This window comes from Streptomyces sp. I05A-00742 (assembly GCF_013055795.1).
In the GTDB taxonomy this organism is placed as follows: Bacteria; Actinomycetota; Actinomycetes; order Streptomycetales; family Streptomycetaceae; genus Streptomyces.
Map to the genome: position 1 here is coordinate 15,813 of NZ_JABETO010000005.1, position 15,169 is coordinate 30,981.

Consider the following 15,169-nt stretch of genomic DNA (forward strand, 5'->3'; position numbering starts at 1 on the left):
CGGAGGGGCCCAGGTCTATTGGCGTTGTCGGGTAAAGATCATGGCCCAGTCGTGCAGAAGTGAACGGCAGTCGTCACCCCACACGGCGTATCCCTCGTACCGCTCGAAGTCCTCCCGGTACACGTTCACGTCCCGATGGTCCCGAAGTATCAGGGCCCCTGTTCCTGTCTCCACGGTGGCCAGGCGACGGTCATAAACGGTGAACGTGTTGAGGGGCTGCTCTGGAATGTGTCCACCCAAGGGGATCACACCCAACCGCACATTCGGGATACGGGACACAGAGACGAGCCGGTCCATCTGCATGGCCATTTCCAGGGGAGGAAGCAGCGGCCATCTGACGGCCTGTTCCGTCAGCAGGAACGTGAACCGCTTCTCCGGATTGACCAGGACGCTCTGCCGCTCCAGCTTCTTCGCTATGGTCTTGGACTGGTCTCCAGGAACGTCAGCGATGCTCGCGCGCACGTACTCAGGCGTGGCGAGCAGGCCGGTAATCATGGAGAGCAGGAAATAGCGGAACTCCGTGGAGACCGCCTCAAGCCTGGCCAGTTCGTTCTGCTTCTTGTCCAGGCCCCTGCGGCGTGAGCTCCAGTGGTCCTGCCACTCCGTGTTCGCGGAGCGGGCGAGAGCGAGGATCTCAGCCGCCAGAGGCCCTTCCGCTCCGAGGGCATCAAGGATCAACTCTACGTCGACTATGGCAGGGGTGAGCTTCCCGCTCTCGATATTGCTGATCTTTGTCTGGCTCATGTTGCAGCGCTTCGCGAGCCGGACTTGAGTCCAGCCGGCCCGCTTGCGCTCGTTCTTCAGGACCGCCGCTAGGTCTGACCTGGATTGACCTAGGGCTTCTGGCTCAAAGCTCAAGGCCCTTCACGTACTCCTCAAAGGGAACCGACTCGGCTACCGCGATCCTCTGGTATTCGACGAACGGCGCCGTATCGCCCTCGTACACTTCGCGGCTGATCTGCCTACCGTCCGGGTGGTAGTTCATAAGAACCACTTCGGAGTGGTCAAACATCCAGAAGTCCTGTGCGCCCTCAAGGGGATTGAGCCTGTCCGTCACATCGAGGATGCGGATCTGCTCACCGGCCAAGGCATGGGCCTTGTAGTAGTGGTGGAACTCGAACCGCAGGTATTCAGAGAGAGGGCGGGTCACGACGTGGACGCGGCCCTGCGTGCGCCCCTCTGCCGCCTGTCGACGTAGCCGATCCGTGTACTCGTTCGCCACGGTCTCCGGGTCGATACGGGCCCCGGAACGGAACGCCGCGAACTCCTCTTCCTCCTGCGGCATGAGGTACTGCGGCAATGTCTCAAGACGCCACGCCTCTCGCGTGAAGCGGTCGAACCGCGCCGCCCACGCCTCACCAGCCAAGAGCACGGAAAGCCTCCCTCAACGTCTCCTCCGGGATCTCCACGAGCCCTTCCCCTTCGGGAGCGGTGAACGCATTGGACACGTCGCCCTGAATGACGAACGAGCCGGACACGGTCCGGTAGACGTTCGGGCAGTCATCCTTGCCGCACTCGCCGTTCCCGTTGCCGGTCAGCCGGGTCAGTTCCTCACGAGCCATGGTGAAACCCCCTGTCCCGCGCCCCCCTCGTGGGGCGGCATCACGACCGTACGGAGGGGGCGCTGTCGCCGTCCATGCGGTCACGCGAATATTCGCGTTGTCGCATAAACAGGGGCCATTCCCGGAGGCCCGAAGCAACATCGTCAGGACGCGAACGGCTCCGCCATCAGCACAACACGATCGCTCTGGACCTCGAATCCAAGTACGGGATGGCTGCCGTCGCCGCCCTCGGCATCCATCAGCACCGGCTTGCCCAACCGCCGTCCGATGGCAGTGAGGAACCCGCAGAACAAGTCGAGTCGCTCCTGCCCCTGGAGTTCCCGCAGGTCGACATCAAAGTCGATCTCGTCTGCCGAGTAGAAGCGGAAGATCACCAGCACCTCGGGGGCCAGCCAGACCCCCAGCTGCGGACACTCCGCGTCAGCCTGGCGGGACAGAACTACCTCCGCCCGAGGCACAGGAAGCACTGACTCTCCTTCGGAGTACTGGCACTTCCATCCGCTCACGTCAACAAGGTCGAGGACAGCCTGCCAGTCTTCGACCGAGGCCCCAGGAACGAGCACGTCTGGCAGCGCGCCCATCAGATCGGGGTCGAAGAACCCCTCTGACGTCATCCCACAGCAGGTCAGCCACTCCCCCATCCTGCCCGGCGGCCCTTCCGCGTGCGTACCGGGTTTCCCGTGCCCGGCCCCAGGTGCGCCCCCGTTCTCTCCGGCCTCGCACGGCACCCCGGAAACCCCAGCTCAGAGCACGCACAAACCCGCCCGGTGAGTCAGCACCAAGTCAGCACAGGGCCAGGAAACAGGCTGATCCAGCCGGAGAAAACAGGAAGGGGCCAGACCCGAAGATCTGGCCCCTGAGCTGGGATTTTACCGTCTGACCAGCATCTCAGCCGATCACGGCGTCAGCCCGTCACACGTTGAAGCGGAACTCCACCACGTCCCCGTCCGCCATCACATACTCCTTGCCCTCCATGCGGGCCTTGCCGGCCGCGCGGGCCTCGGTGACGGAGCCGGTGGTGACGAGGTCGTCGAAGGAGATGACCTCGGCCTTGATGAAGCCCTTCTGGAAGTCGGTGTGGATGACGCCGGCGGCCTCGGGGGCGGTGGCGCCCTTCTTGATGGTCCAGGCGCGGGATTCCTTGGGGCCGGCGGTCAGGTAGGTCTGGAGGCCGAGGGTGTCGAAGCCGACGCGGGCGAGGGTGGCGAGGCCGGGCTCTTCCTGGCCGACGGACTGGAGGAGTTCGAGGGCCTCGTCCTCGTCGAGCTCGGCGAGGTCGGACTCGAGCTTGGCGTTGAGGAAGATGGCTTCGGCGGGGGCGACGAGGGCGCGCTGTTCGGCCTTGAAGGCGTCGTCCGTCAGCTCGTCCTCGTCGACGTTGAAGACGTAGAGGAAGGGCTTGGTGGTGAGGAGGTGCAGGTCGTGCAGGAGCTCCTCGTTGCCGGAGCCCTGGACGATGCCTGCCGAGAAGAGGGTGTCGCCCCGCTCCAGGATGGCCTTGGCCTCCTCGACGGCCTTGACCTTGGCGGCCTTGTCCTTCTGGATGCGGGATTCCTTGACCAGGCGGGGCAGGACCTTCTCGATGGTCTGGAGGTCGGCGAGGATCAGCTCGGTGTTGATCGTCTCGATGTCGTCCTTGGGCGAGACCTTGCCGTCCACGTGGACGACGTTCTCGTCCTTGAAGGCGCGGATGACCTGGCAGATCGCGTCGGACTCACGGATGTTCGCCAGGAACTTGTTGCCCAGGCCCTCGCCCTCGGAGGCGCCGCGGACGATGCCCGCGATGTCGACGAAGTCGACCGTGGCGGGGAGGACCTTCTGCGAACCGAAGATCTCCGCCAGCTTGGTCAGCCGGGTGTCGGGGACGCCGACGACGCCGACGTTGGGCTCGATGGTGGCGAACGGGTAGTTGGCCGCCAGCACGTCGTTCTTGGTCAGGGCGTTGAACAGCGTCGACTTGCCGACGTTGGGCAGACCGACGATTCCGATCGTGAGCGACACGTGACGACTTCCTGTAGTGAAGGGCCCAGAGCGAACAAAGCCAACAAAGGGGGCCCTGGCCGGGCCGGTCAACCAGTCTACGGGTCCGTGCCGGGCAGCGGCCCGGGGCGGCCGCGGCCGGGCGGGGTCGAACGAACGGCCGAGGGGGTGCAAAGAGCGTGTCCAACGCCGGATTCCCGGCGTTCCGCGACCTAGTTTGGACGGGTGGAGCAACCCGGCGCACGCATCACTCAGCACAAGGTCCGCCGCGCGGCCCCGGTGCCCCGCCCGGCCGCCCCGGTGGGGCAGGGCAGGGCGGCACCGGCCGGCCGGGACCGGGCGGGACGCACTCCGCCGCAGTTGCTGCGGGCGCTGCGGCGGGACCAGCCCGTCCGGCTGACCGGGCTCGGCAGCGGGCTGCTGGCCGTCCTGGCGATGCTGACCGCCGGCCTGCTGGTGGCCAGGCTGGCCGGCGGCTCCCCCGCCGCCTACGGCGTGCTGTTCGTGCTCTGCTGCGTGGTGTGCGCGCTCGGGGTGCGGCCGGCGGAACTGGTGGCCGCGCCGGTAGGCGCGCCCATCGCCTTCGCGGTCGGCGCCGTCCCCGTCACGGCCGTGGCGGGCGGCCCGGGGGCCCGGGTGATGGCCATGGTCAGCTTCCTGTCGTTGCAGGCGGGGTGGCTGTACGGCGGGACGCTGCTCTGCGCGCTGATCGTCCTGGGCCGGCGGGTGGTCCTCGTCAGGCGTCGCCGGCTGGCACGGGTACAGGCCCGGAGGCGGCCATCGCGGCCCCCACGATCCCCGCGTCGTTCTCCAGCAGAGCGGGCACGATCTCGGCGTTGACGCCCTCGATCAGCGGCAGGAACTTGTCCGCCTTGCGGCTGACGCCGCCGCCGATGACGAAGAGCTCGGGCGAGAAGAGCGATTCGACGTGCCGCAGGTACTTCTGCACCCGGCGCGCCCACCGGGGCCAGCTGAGGTCGCCGTCGTCCTTGGCCCGGCTGGAGGCCCTGGTCTCGGCGTCGTGGCCGTTCAGCTCCAGGTGGCCCAGCTCGGTGTTGGGGACGAGCCGGCCGCCGGTGAAGACAGCGCTGCCGATGCCGGTGCCGAAGGTGAGCACGATGACGGTGCCCGTACGGCCCCGGCCGGCGCCGAAGGTCATCTCGGCGATGCCGGCCGCGTCCGCGTCGTTCAGCAGCGTCACGGGGGCGCCGATCCGCTCGCCCAGCAGGGCGGCGGCGTCCAGGCCGATCCAGCCCTTGTCGACGTTGGCGGCCGTCCTGGTGGTGCCGCCGACGACCACGCCCGGGAAGGTGGCCCCGACGGGGCCGCCGGACCAGCCGAAGTGGTCCAGGACCTCCTTGACACGGTCGGCGACCGCGTCCGGGGTCGCCGGGTGCGGCGTGAGCACCTTGTGGCGCTCCTCCGCCAACGTCCCTTTCGTCAGGTCGACCGGTGCGCCCTTGATGCCCGATCCGCCGATGTCCACACCGAATGCGTCCATGGCGACCACGCTAGAGGCGGAAGCCCGCGGTCACCCCTCGGCGGCGCCGGAGGAACCGGAAGAAGGCGTGGACGGGCCGGAAACGGCCGCCGCGGCCTCGGCGCGCAGGTCGCGGCGGAGTTCCTTGGGCAGCGAGAAGGTGATGGACTCCTCGGCGGCCTTGACCGTCTCGACGTCCTCGTAGCCGCGGGCGGCGAGCCACTCCAGGACGCCCTCGACGAGGATCTCCGGCACGGAGGCCCCGGAGGTGACGCCGACGGTGGCGACGCCCTCCAGCCACGCCTCGTCGATCTCCTCGGCGTAGTCGACCAGGTGGGCGGCGCGGGCGCCCGCGCCGAGGGCGACCTCGACCAGGCGGACGGAGTTGGAGGAGTTCTTCGAGCCGACGACGATCACCAGGTCGGCCTCGGCGCCCATCTGCTTGACGGCGGTCTGCCGGTTCTGGGTGGCGTAGCAGATGTCGTCGCTGGGCGGGGAGAGGAGGTTGGGGAACTTGTGCTGCAGCGCGCCGACCGTCTCCATGGTCTCGTCCACCGAGAGGGTGGTCTGGGAGAGCCAGACGACCTTGTCGGGGTCGCGGACCTCGACGTTCGCCACGTCGGCGGGGCCGTCCACGAGCTGGATGTGGTCCGGGGCCTCGCCGCTGGTCCCGATGACCTCCTCGTGGCCCTCGTGGCCGATGAGGAGGATGTCGTAGTCCTCGCGCGCGTAGCGGACGGCCTCCTTGTGGACCTTCGTCACCAGCGGGCACGTCGCGTCGATGGTGGCCAGCTTCCCGCGGGCGGCCTCCTCGTGGACGACGGGGGCGACGCCGTGCGCCGAGAAGATGACGATGTTGCCCTCGGGCACCTCGAACGTCTCGTCAACGAAGATGGCGCCCTTCTTCTCCAGGGTCTTGACCACGTATTTGTTGTGGACGATCTCGTGGCGCACATAGACCGGCGCGCCGTACTGCTCCAGGGCCTTCTCGACGGCGATCACGGCACGGTCCACGCCCGCGCAGTAGCCACGGGGGGCGGCGAGCAGGACCTTTCGAGCGCTGGTTGCAGTCATGCCGTCCATCGTACGGGCCGGCACCACCGGCGCGTCCCGGCTCCCGCCCCGCGCCGGTGGCCGAATACTGGCCGGACGGGGACCCGTCGGGCCACCTGACCGACCTGACCGGGCACCGCCGCAGCCGACCGCAGGAGGGCGCCCGTATGTCCGTACCACCGGCCACCGGCGAGGACGGCCTGCGCCGGGCGCTGACCTTCCGGGACCTCGTCGTCTACGGGCTGCTGTTCATCGCCCCGATGGCGCCGGTCGGCATCTTCGGCACGCTCGTCGCGAAGGCGGACGGCGCGGTGGCCGTGGTGTACCTGGTGGCGACGGTGGCGATGGGGTTCACGGCGTACTCCTACGCGCGGATGGTGCGGGTGGTGCCGCGGGCCGGGTCGGTCTACGCCTACGCGCGTGTGGGGCTCGGCGAGGGGGCCGGGTTCGTGGCGGGGTGGATGGCGATGCTGGACTATCTGCTGATCCCGGCGGTGGCGTACCTCTTCTCCGGCATCGCGATGCACGCCCTGGTGCCGTCCGTGCACGCGTGGGTGTGGACGGCGCTCGCGGTCGTGGTGACGACCGGGCTGAATCTGTCGGGTGTGCGGGTGGCGGCGCTGGCCGGTTCGGTGGTGCTGGTGGTGGAGATCGCCGTGCTGTGCGTCTTCGTGGCCGCGGCGGCGTACGCACTGGCGGTGGACGGGCCGCGGCGCGGCTGGCTGTCGCCGCTGACCGGTGAGGGGGCCTTCGACGCGGGTGCCGTGCTGACGGCGGTGTCGGTGGCGGTGCTGTCGTACCTCGGATTCGACGCGATCGCCTCGTTCGCGGAGGAGGCGGTGGGAGGTGCGGGCCGGGTGGCGCGTGCGGTGCTGACGTGTCTGGTGGTGGCCGGGGCGCTGTTCCTCGTCCAGACCTATCTGGCGGCGCTGCTCGCTCCCTTGTCCGCGGCCGAGCTGGCGGCCGAGCCGGCGCGGCAGGGGGCGGCGTTCTACGACACGGTCGACGCGTCGACGGGGCGGTGGCTGCACGACCTGGTCGCGGCGAGCAAGGCGGGCGGCGCGGCCTTCGCGGCGCTGTCCGGCCAGGCGGCGGCGGGCCGTCTGCTGTTCGCGATGGCCCGCGACCGTCGGCTGCCCGGGCCGCTGGCCAAGGTCGACCTTGCAAGCGGCGTGCCGCGGCGGGCGCTGCTCGGCGCGGCTGCGGTCACGCTGGTGGCCGCGGTGTGGGCGGCGCGGCGGGATGACGGGCTGGACCGGCTGGTGTCGGTGGTGAATGTGGGGGCGTTGGTGGCTTTCGGGCTGCTGCATCTGTCGGTGATCGGGTGGTTCGCGGTACGGGGGCGGGGCGGGGCCCGCGTTGACGTGGTGCGGGATGTGGTCGTGCCTCTCCTTGGGCTGGCCGTGGTTCTCGCCGTGATCGCACGGGCGGCGGGGGCGGCGCAGGTGGTGGGGGCGGTGTGGTTGGGGGTGGGGTTGGTGGTGCTCGTGGTGCAGGGGGTGGCGGGGCGCGGGGCGCGGTGAGGGTGCCCCGGTCCCTCCCCCAGAGGGGGCACCCCCACCCCCCGCTACCCTCAACCGCATGGCGCTCACCACCTCCCCCGACGCCCCCCTCCCCGTAGGCCAGGTCTCCCGCCTCATCGGCGGCTGGATCGACCGGCTCGGCGCCGTCTGGGTCGAGGGCCAGATCACCCAGCTGTCCCGGCGGCCGGGGGCGGGCGTGGTGTTTCTGACGCTGCGCGACCCGTCGCACGACATCTCGCTGTCGGTCACCTGCTACCGCGCGGTCTTCGACCGGGTCGCGGACGTCGTCTCGGAGGGCGCGCGGGTCGTCGTCCACGCGAAGCCCGAGTGGTACGCGCCGCGCGGGTCGCTGTCGCTGCGGGCGGCGGAGATCCGGCCGGTGGGGGTCGGGGAGCTGCTGGCGCGGTTGGAGCACCTGAAGAAGTCGCTGGCGAGGGAGGGGCTGTTCGACGCTGAGCGGAAGCGGCCGCTGCCGTTTCTGCCGCAGTTGATCGGGCTGGTCTGCGGCCGGGCGTCGGCGGCCGAGCGGGACGTGCTGGAGAACGCCCGGCACCGCTGGCCCGCGGTCCGCTTCGAGGTGCGCAACGTCCCGGTGCAGGGGGTGCACGCGGTGCCGAAGGTGGTCGAGGCGGTCCGGGAGCTGGACGCGCTCGACGAGGTGGACGTGATCGTCGTGGCCCGGGGCGGTGGCAGCGTGGAGGACCTGCTGCCGTTCTCGGACGAGGAGTTGATCCGTGCGGTGGCCGCCTGCCGGACGCCCGTGGTGTCGGCGATCGGGCACGAGCCGGACGCCCCGCTCCTCGATCTGGTGGCCGATCTGCGGGCGTCCACCCCGACCGACGCCGCCAAGCGCGTCGTCCCCGACGTGGGCGAGGAGCTGGCGCGCGTCGAGCAGCTGGGCGGCCGGGCGCTGCGCGCCGTGACCTCGCTGCTGGACCGTGAGGAGCGCGGGCTGGCCGCGGTGCGGGCGCGGCCGTGCATGGAGCGTCCGCAGCGGATGGTGGAGGAGCGGGAGGAGCAGGTCGAGGCCCTGCTCGGGCGGGCGCGGCGGACGTTCGGGCACCTGCTGGACCGGGCCGACTCGGAGCTGACGCACACGCACGCCCGGGTGGTGGCCCTGTCGCCGGCGGCGACGCTGCGGCGCGGCTACGCGGTGCTCCAGCACGCGGACGGCTCGGTGGTGCGGGGGGCGGACGAGGTGGCGGCGGACGAGGAGCTGCGGGCGCGGGTCGCGGAGGGCGCCTTCACCGTGCGGGCGGTGGCCGGGGAGCCGGCGGGGCCCGCGGCCGGATGAGGGCCCGCGACCGGCGAGAGCCCGCAGCCGGGTGAGACCCCGCGCCCGGGTGAGAGCCCGCGACCGGTGAGAGCCAGCCCCCGGGTGAGGGCCCGCGGCCGGCGAGAGCCCGCAGCCCGTGAGAGCCCGCGCCCGGTGAGGGCCCGGGGCGGTCCGCGGGTCAGGCCCTACGCTGGGCGTCATGGCCAACACAGGTGAGCCCGGGAGCAACGGGGACGAGGAGCTGGGCGCGCTCGGCTACGAGCAGGCGCGGGACGAGCTGATCGAGGTCGTGCGCCGGCTGGAGACCGGCGGTCAGACCCTGGAGGAGTCGCTGGCCCTCTGGGAGCGCGGCGAGGCGCTGGCCCGGGTGTGCCGGCACTGGCTGGAGGGGGCGCGGGCGCGGCTGGACGCGGCGCTCGCCGGGCCGGAGCCGGGTCCGGCCGAGGGGGAGTGACCGGGCGGGGCCCTCGCATTCAGGCCACTCAGGAGGGTCATTCAGGACACTTAGTTGAAACTTCACACACTTTGTCCTACGGTGGCGTGCGAGGTAACCCCCTTGGTAACCCCCACAGCAAAGAAGGTCACCCCCATGACTCTCGCCCTGGACACCGCCGCGCAGGACCTGCTCTTCCGCCAGGCCCACACGGCCAACGCCTTCTCCGACGAGCCCGTCACCGACGAGCAGATGCAGGCGCTCTACGACCTGATCAAGTACGCCCCCACCGCGTTCAACCAGTCGCCGCTGCGCGTCGTCCTGGTCCGCTCGGCGGAGGCCCGTGAGCGCCTGGCCCCCCACCTGTCGGAGGGCAACCGCGCCAAGACCCTGGCCGCGCCGCTGGTCGCGATCCTGGCCGCCGACAGCGAGTTCCACGAGGAGCTGCCGGAGCTCTTCCCGCACTTCCCGCAGGCCAAGGACGTCTTCTTCAGCGAGCGTCCGGTCCGTGACAAGTCGGCCGCGCTCAACGCCTCGCTGCAGGCCGGTTACTTCATCCTCGGCGTCCGCGCCGCCGGTCTGGCCGCGGGCCCGATGACCGGCTTCGACGCGGCCGGCGTCCAGAAGGAGTTCCTGGACGACGACCACACGCCGCTGATCATCGTCAACATCGGCAAGCCGGGCGCGGACGCCTTCCGCCCCCGCTCGCCGCGTCTGGCCTACGACCAGGTCGTCTCGGTCGTCTGAGACCGGACCGGTCGTCCGACGACCGCGCCGCCCCGCCCCGCGGGGCACCGGCCGTCGCGCCCCGCACGGGTCAGCTCTTCGCCTTCCCGTCCCGGAGCGCGGCGGCCATTTCCGTGAGCCGCCGGTCGGACGCGGTCCCGGCGACCACCGTCGTCACACCGCGCTCCGTCCGTACCAGGGCGTTGTACTTCTCGCCCTGGTAGCGCTGCCAGACCCGGTCGCCCACCCGCTGCGTCTTCCCGGTCTTCTCCGCGCCCTGGGTGGAGTCCTCGATGAAGTCCAGGGCCGGGCCGTCGCTCTGGTCGACCTCGACGTACTCGGTGTCCGGGTCGACGAAGCCGAGGTGCCACCCGTTCCCGTGCCGTTCGCCCGCCCGGTACCAGACCGAGGTCGCCCGCCAGTCCGTGCCCAGCCCCTCGGGCGCGGCCACCGGGTACGGTGCCGCGCGCCGGGCGGACAGCAGCTCCACCCGGTAGTCCACCGTCTTCACCGGGTCGCGACCGCTGCCCTCGTGCGGGAGGAGCAGATAGCCCGTGCCCGCGACCGGAACCACCACCGCCAGCGACAGCAGCATGTTCCGTACCGTCTGATTCTTGCCGTTCCTGCCTGCCACGCCCCCCATCGTCCCCCATGGCGATACCGATCATGACGCCGGAGGGGGGCAACGGACCGCGGCGTGGCGGGCGGAGGGGCCTTGACGCCGCTCATGCGTGGGGCGCCCTGCTCATTCTCGAAATCAGCGGATAAAGTCATGGACACCCTCACCCTCCTGGCCCACCGGGGCAGGCGGGGCCCCACGGCCGATCGCCGTACAGAAAGGTGCGCCCGATGACCGATCACCATCTCCCGTCCCAGCTTGAGGTCAGCCCGGAGGCTCCGGACCGCAACCTCGCCCTGGAGCTGGTCCGGGTGACCGAGGCGGGCGCCATGGCCTCGGGCCGCTGGGTCGGCCGCGGCGACAAGAACGGTGCCGACGGCGCCGCCGTACGCGCCATGCGCGCGCTGATCCACACCGTCTCGATGAACGGCGTCGTCGTCATCGGCGAGGGCGAGAAGGACAACGCGCCGATGCTCTACAACGGCGAGCGCGTCGGCGACGGGACCGGCCCCGAGTGCGACGTGGCCGTGGACCCGGTGGACGGCACCACGCTCACCGCCAAGGGCATGGCCAACGCCGTCTCCGTGATGGCCGTCGCCGACCGCGGCTCGATGTTCGACCCGTCCGCCGTCTTCTACATGGACAAGCTGGTCACCGGCCCCGAGGCCGCGGACTTCGTGGACATCAACGCCCCCGTGGCCGTCAACATCCGCCGTATCGCCAAGGCGAAGCGCTCCTCCCCCGAGGACGTGACGGTCGTCGTCCTGGACCGGCCGCGCCACGACGGCATCGTCAAGGAGATCCGCGAGGCGGGCGCCCGGATCAAGTTCATCTCCGACGGCGACGTGGCCGGCGCGATCATGGCGGTGCGCGAGGGCACCGGCGTGGACCTGCTGCTCGGCATCGGCGGGACGCCCGAGGGCATCATCGCCGCCTGTGCCATCAAGTGCCTCGGCGGCACCATCCAGACCAAGCTGTGGCCGAAGGACGACGCCGAGCGCGAGCGGGCCCTCGACGCCGGGCACGACCTGGACAAGGTGCTCTGCACCGACGACCTGGTCAGCGGCGAGAACGTGTTCTTCGTGGCCACCGGCATCACCGACGGCGACCTGCTGCGCGGCGTCCGGTACCGGGCGGAGACGGCGACCACGCAGTCGCTGGTCATGCGGTCCAAGTCGGGGACGATCCGGCAGATCGACTCGACGCACCGGCTGTCGAAGCTGCGGGCGTACAGCGCGATCGACTTCGAGCGGCCGAGCTAGGGCACGCCCCGGGCGCGGTCCGGGGAGCGGCGGCGCCGCTTGTTCCCAGACGTCGGACGGGCCGGGCCGGCCCGTCCGACGTCTGGGAACACCGGGGCGTCCGCTACCCCGCCGCGGCCACCCGGGTGGAGCGCTGGAGCTCCGCCTCCCGGCGCCGCCGACGGGCGAGCACGACGCGGCGCTCGGCCGCGGTGAGACCGCCCCACACCCCGTACGGCTCCGGCTGGAGCAGCGCGTGCTCCCGGCACTCGACCATCACCGGGCAGCGCGCGCAGACGCGTTTGGCGGCCTCCTCGCGGGACAGGCGTGCCGCCGTGGGTTCCTTTGACGGTGCGAAGAACAGCCCTGCTTCGTCCCGGCGGCACACCGCCTCCGAATGCCAGGGGCCGGCCTGATCCCGCGCGGACATCCGCGGCGACGGTACGGCGGCTTCCTGCAGGGGCTGATGCGGTAGCAGCACGGTCCACTCCTGACGACGGCTTTGCTCGGCCGGTTGAGTCACCCTTGCCCGTCTCACCCTGCACGGCCATTCGCACCCGCAGCCGTACGAGAGACGATGCACCAAGCTTTACCCGCTGTGCGCGCGCTTATTCACACCGTTGCCATGACCGGAATCCCGTCCGTCACCCCCGTCCCCGCCCGCCCGTCGGCACAGGCTGTCCGGCGGCCTGCCCTGCGGCCTTATCCGGCGGCTCGGAGGTCCCTGACCCGCTTGCCCCGGCGGGCCTTGGCCATGACGCCGCCGAACAGCGCCCAGCCGGTGATCAGGACGGCGGGGGCGCCCTCGTCCGGCGACTCGTGGCCGTCGACGTCGAAGCCGCCGAATATCCCGGTGCCGGTGGAGCGGAGCGACACGTTCTCGGGGACCTTGATGTCGACGCCGCCGAACAGGGCCCAGGTGTTGATGACCACGGTCCGCTGCTCGAACAGTGCCTCGGTGAGGTCGATCTCCACCCCGCCGAACAGGGCGAACGCGTTCAGCCGGCCGCCCGCGCGCCAGCGGCCCCTGCGGGTGGCGCCGCCGAAGACCGCGACGAGGTTCTCGGCGAGGGCGGGCGGCGCCTCGTAGGGGTCGACGGGCCCGGGGCCGGCGGCCGGGCGGGCGCCGGTGGCGGCCGGCAGGTCCCTTACCAGCGGCTCCAGTTCGGCGACCGTCCGCGCCCGGTAGACCGCGTCCACGCGGTCGGCGTGCTCGTCGGCGGTGAGCCGGCCCTCGGCCAGCGCCTCGCGCAGGATGTCCGCGATCCGGTCGCGGTCCGCGTCGGAGGCGCGCAGCGCGGGGGCGGCGGGGGCGGGCGGCGCGGCCTGCGGGCGTGCCGCGGGCCGCGACTTGGTCAGGGGAACCGGGCGCTTCTCCAGCGATGACTCGTCCACGGCACCAGGGTAGCCAAACGCGATAGATCGCGACAGGGGGTGTGGAGGGTGCACTCCGGGGTGACTGAGGCCTACCTCACCGGCTCGCGCCCAGCCCGGCCGCCTACCCTGAGAAGCGCCGGCGGCTCCCTCGACGCGGCCGGCCCACACCATCCGCAGAGTGAGTGAGGAATCGCCGCGATGTCTGACCGGTCAGTCCCCCCGGGGTTCGCCTACACCGACCTCCTGCCCCTGGGCGAGGACGAGACGCCGTACCGACTGATCACCTCCGAGGGCGTGTCGGCCTTCGAGGCGGACGGCCGCACCTTCCTCAAGGTGACGCCCGAGGCGCTGCGCACGCTGGCGGAAGAGGCGATCCACGACATCCAGCACTATCTGCGCCCCGCGCACCTCGCGCAGCTGCGGAAGATCGTCGACGATCCCGAGGCGTCGTCCAACGACAAGTTCGTCGCCCTCGACCTGCTGAAGAACGCCAACATCGCGGCCGCGGGCGTGCTGCCGATGTGCCAGGACACCGGCACGGCGATCGTCATGGGCAAGCGCGGCCAGAACGTCCTCACCGAGGGCGGTGACGAGGAGGCGCTCTCCCTCGGCATCTTCGACGCGTACACCAAGCTGAACCTGCGGTACTCGCAGATGGCTCCGCTCACCATGTGGGAGGAGAAGAACACCGGCTCCAACCTGCCCGCGCAGATCGAGCTGTACGCCACCGACGGCGGCGCGTACAAGTTCCTCTTCATGGCCAAGGGCGGCGGCTCGGCCAACAAGTCCTTCCTCTACCAGGAGACGAAGGCCGTGCTCAACGAGGCGAGCATGATGAAGTTCCTGGAGGAGAAGATCCGTTCGCTCGGTACGGCGGCCTGTCCGCCGTACCACCTCGCGATCGTCGTCGGCGGCACCAGCGCCGAGTACGCGCTCAAGACCGCCAAGTACGCCTCCGCGCACTACCTGGACGAGCTGCCTGAGGAGGGCTCCCCGCTGGGCCACGGCTTCCGGGACAAGGACCTGGAGGAGAAGGTCTTCGAGCTGACGCAGAAGATCGGCATCGGCGCCCAGTTCGGCGGCAAGTACTTCTGCCACGACGTGCGCGTGGTGCGGCTGCCGCGGCACGGCGCGTCCTGCCCGGTGGCCATCGCGGTGTCCTGCTCCGCCGACCGCCAGGCCGTCGCGAAGATCACCGCCGAGGGCGTCTTCCTGGAGCAGCTGGAGACGGACCCGGCGCGGTTCCTGCCGGAGACGACCGACGCGCACCTGGACGCGGACGGCGACGTGGTGCGCGTCGACCTCAACCGTCCCATGGACGAGATCCTCGCCGAGCTCACCAAGTACCCGGTCAAGACGCGGCTCTCGCTGACCGGTCCGCTGGTCGTCGCCCGCGACATCGCCCACGCGAAGATCAAGGAGCGGCTCGACGCGGGCGAGGACATGCCTCAGTACCTCAAGGACCACCCCGTCTACTACGCCGGTCCCGCCAAGACCCCCGAGGGCTACGCCTCCGGCTCCTTCGGTCCGACCACGGCCGGTCGCATGGACTCCTACGTCGAGCAGTTCCAGGCGGCCGGCGGCTCCAAGGTCATGCTCGCCAAGGGCAACCGCAGCAAGCAGGTCACCGACGCGTGCGGTGCCCATGGCGGCTTCTACCTCGGCTCCATCGGCGGGCCCGCCGCGCGGCTCGCCCAGGACTGCATCAAGAAGGTCGAGGTCGTCGAGTACGAGGAGCTCGGCATGGAGGCCGTCTGGAAGATCGAGGTCGAGGACTTCCCGGCGTTCATCGTCGTCGACGACAAGGGCAACGACTTCTTCACGGACCCGGCGCCGGCGCCGACGTTCACGTCGATTCCCGTGCGGGGGCCGGGGGTGGGGTAGGTGGCTCTCTCCGGT

Annotated in this window: 16 protein-coding genes and 1 pseudogene; 7 read left to right on the forward strand and 10 right to left on the reverse strand. The window is 70.8% G+C overall.

From position 1 onward, the window contains the following. Positions 1–15: 15 nt before the first annotated feature. From HN013_RS06240 to ychF, 5 genes and pseudogenes are all read right to left on the reverse strand, one after another. The gene (locus HN013_RS06240; protein WP_171163854.1) at positions 16–858 is read right to left on the reverse strand and encodes a helix-turn-helix transcriptional regulator; all 843 of its coding nucleotides are present in this window, start codon (positions 856–858) and stop codon (positions 16–18) included. Further along, positions 848–1,372, reverse strand: coding sequence for a DUF6879 family protein (locus HN013_RS06245; protein ID WP_171163856.1), 525 nt, complete (start codon positions 1,370–1,372; stop codon positions 848–850). The genes HN013_RS06240 and HN013_RS06245 overlap by 11 nt, the downstream gene beginning before the upstream one ends. After that, entirely contained in the window at positions 1,356–1,562 is a 207-nt protein-coding gene (locus tag HN013_RS06250; RefSeq protein WP_171163858.1) for a hypothetical protein, read from the reverse strand. Before HN013_RS06250 ends, HN013_RS06245 begins: the two co-directional genes overlap by 17 nt. Positions 1,563–1,705: 143 nt before the next feature. Continuing rightward, positions 1,706–2,195 (reverse strand): annotated as a pseudogene (locus HN013_RS06255) (hypothetical protein). Between the two features lie 279 nt (positions 2,196–2,474). Next, a complete protein-coding gene (ychF, locus tag HN013_RS06260; RefSeq protein ID WP_171163860.1) occupies positions 2,475–3,563 on the reverse strand; it encodes a redox-regulated ATPase YchF in 1,089 nt (362 codons plus the stop codon). Positions 3,564–3,767: 204 nt separating this feature from the next. Between ychF and HN013_RS06265 the strand changes: the two genes are divergently transcribed. Further along, positions 3,768–4,382 (forward strand): DUF6542 domain-containing protein, encoded by a 615-nt coding sequence (locus HN013_RS06265; RefSeq protein ID WP_171163862.1) that lies wholly within the window; start codon positions 3,768–3,770, stop codon positions 4,380–4,382. Here the strand turns inward: HN013_RS06265 and ppgK are convergent. Together ppgK and HN013_RS06275 are read right to left on the reverse strand one after the other, a co-directional pair. Continuing rightward, positions 4,279–5,043, reverse strand: coding sequence for a polyphosphate--glucose phosphotransferase (ppgK, locus tag HN013_RS06270; protein WP_171163864.1), 765 nt, complete (start codon positions 5,041–5,043; stop codon positions 4,279–4,281). The genes HN013_RS06265 and ppgK overlap by 104 nt on opposite strands. A 30-nt stretch (positions 5,044–5,073) precedes the next feature. Then, positions 5,074–6,096 (reverse strand): 4-hydroxy-3-methylbut-2-enyl diphosphate reductase, encoded by a 1,023-nt coding sequence (locus HN013_RS06275; RefSeq protein ID WP_171163866.1) that lies wholly within the window; start codon positions 6,094–6,096, stop codon positions 5,074–5,076. A gap of 146 nt (positions 6,097–6,242) precedes the next feature. Between HN013_RS06275 and HN013_RS06280 the strand changes: the two genes are divergently transcribed. The 4 genes from HN013_RS06280 (at position 6,243) to HN013_RS06295 (ending at position 10,054) form a co-directional block, all read left to right on the forward strand. Further along, positions 6,243–7,598 (forward strand): APC family permease, encoded by a 1,356-nt coding sequence (locus tag HN013_RS06280; RefSeq protein ID WP_171163868.1) that lies wholly within the window; start codon positions 6,243–6,245, stop codon positions 7,596–7,598. A 58-nt stretch (positions 7,599–7,656) separates the two neighbouring features. Further along, positions 7,657–8,892, forward strand: coding sequence for an exodeoxyribonuclease VII large subunit (gene xseA / locus HN013_RS06285; protein ID WP_171163870.1), 1,236 nt, complete (start codon positions 7,657–7,659; stop codon positions 8,890–8,892). 181 nt (positions 8,893–9,073) lie between these two features. Beyond that, positions 9,074–9,328, forward strand: coding sequence for an exodeoxyribonuclease VII small subunit (locus HN013_RS06290; RefSeq protein WP_171163872.1), 255 nt, complete (start codon positions 9,074–9,076; stop codon positions 9,326–9,328). A 135-nt stretch (positions 9,329–9,463) separates the two neighbouring features. Further along, entirely contained in the window at positions 9,464–10,054 is a 591-nt protein-coding gene (locus HN013_RS06295) for a malonic semialdehyde reductase (protein ID WP_171163874.1), read from the forward strand. Between the two features lie 70 nt (positions 10,055–10,124). Here HN013_RS06295 and HN013_RS06300 read toward each other — a convergent pair whose 3' ends face one another. Then, positions 10,125–10,676 carry a DUF4245 domain-containing protein gene (locus HN013_RS06300; protein ID WP_171163876.1) on the reverse strand — a complete coding sequence of 184 codons (552 nt, stop codon included), beginning with the start codon at positions 10,674–10,676 and terminating at the stop codon, positions 10,125–10,127. Between the two features lie 206 nt (positions 10,677–10,882). On the opposite strand from HN013_RS06300, the gene glpX reads away from it, so the two are divergent. Then, positions 10,883–11,914, forward strand: a complete 1,032-nt coding sequence (gene glpX / locus HN013_RS06305) for a class II fructose-bisphosphatase (protein WP_171163878.1) — start codon at positions 10,883–10,885, stop codon at positions 11,912–11,914. A gap of 103 nt (positions 11,915–12,017) precedes the next feature. On the opposite strand, the gene HN013_RS06310 is transcribed toward glpX, so the two are convergent. Next, entirely contained in the window at positions 12,018–12,323 is a 306-nt protein-coding gene (locus HN013_RS06310) for a WhiB family transcriptional regulator (protein ID WP_171163880.1), read from the reverse strand. A gap of 272 nt (positions 12,324–12,595) precedes the next feature. Beyond that, positions 12,596–13,288, reverse strand: coding sequence for a DUF1707 domain-containing protein (locus HN013_RS06315; RefSeq protein WP_312018520.1), 693 nt, complete (start codon positions 13,286–13,288; stop codon positions 12,596–12,598). 180 nt (positions 13,289–13,468) lie between these two features. Between HN013_RS06315 and HN013_RS06320 the strand changes: the two genes are divergently transcribed. Continuing rightward, positions 13,469–15,154: a fumarate hydratase gene (locus tag HN013_RS06320; protein ID WP_171163882.1), complete on the forward strand. Its 1,686-nt coding sequence runs from the start codon at positions 13,469–13,471 to the stop codon at positions 15,152–15,154. Positions 15,155–15,169 lie beyond the last annotated feature (15 nt).

Bases quoted from the DNA above. Each gene is read 5' to 3' on its own strand.
- HN013_RS06250 (WP_171163858.1), bottom strand. From the start codon at position 1,562: ATGGCTCGTGAGGAACTGACCCGGCTGACCGGCAACGGGAACGGCGAG.
- ppgK (WP_171163864.1), bottom strand. From the start codon at position 5,043: ATGGACGCATTCGGTGTGGACATCGGCGGATCGGGCATCAAGGGCGCA.
- HN013_RS06275 (WP_171163866.1), bottom strand. From the start codon at position 6,096: ATGACTGCAACCAGCGCTCGAAAGGTCCTGCTCGCCGCCCCCCGTGGC.
- HN013_RS06280 (WP_171163868.1), top strand. From the start codon at position 6,243: ATGTCCGTACCACCGGCCACCGGCGAGGACGGCCTGCGCCGGGCGCTG.
- xseA (WP_171163870.1), top strand. From the start codon at position 7,657: ATGGCGCTCACCACCTCCCCCGACGCCCCCCTCCCCGTAGGCCAGGTC.
- HN013_RS06290 (WP_171163872.1), top strand. From the start codon at position 9,074: ATGGCCAACACAGGTGAGCCCGGGAGCAACGGGGACGAGGAGCTGGGC.
- HN013_RS06295 (WP_171163874.1), top strand. From the start codon at position 9,464: ATGACTCTCGCCCTGGACACCGCCGCGCAGGACCTGCTCTTCCGCCAG.
- HN013_RS06300 (WP_171163876.1), bottom strand. From the start codon at position 10,676: ATGGGGGGCGTGGCAGGCAGGAACGGCAAGAATCAGACGGTACGGAAC.
- glpX (WP_171163878.1), top strand. From the start codon at position 10,883: ATGACCGATCACCATCTCCCGTCCCAGCTTGAGGTCAGCCCGGAGGCT.
- HN013_RS06310 (WP_171163880.1), bottom strand. From the start codon at position 12,323: ATGTCCGCGCGGGATCAGGCCGGCCCCTGGCATTCGGAGGCGGTGTGC.
- HN013_RS06320 (WP_171163882.1), top strand. From the start codon at position 13,469: ATGTCTGACCGGTCAGTCCCCCCGGGGTTCGCCTACACCGACCTCCTG.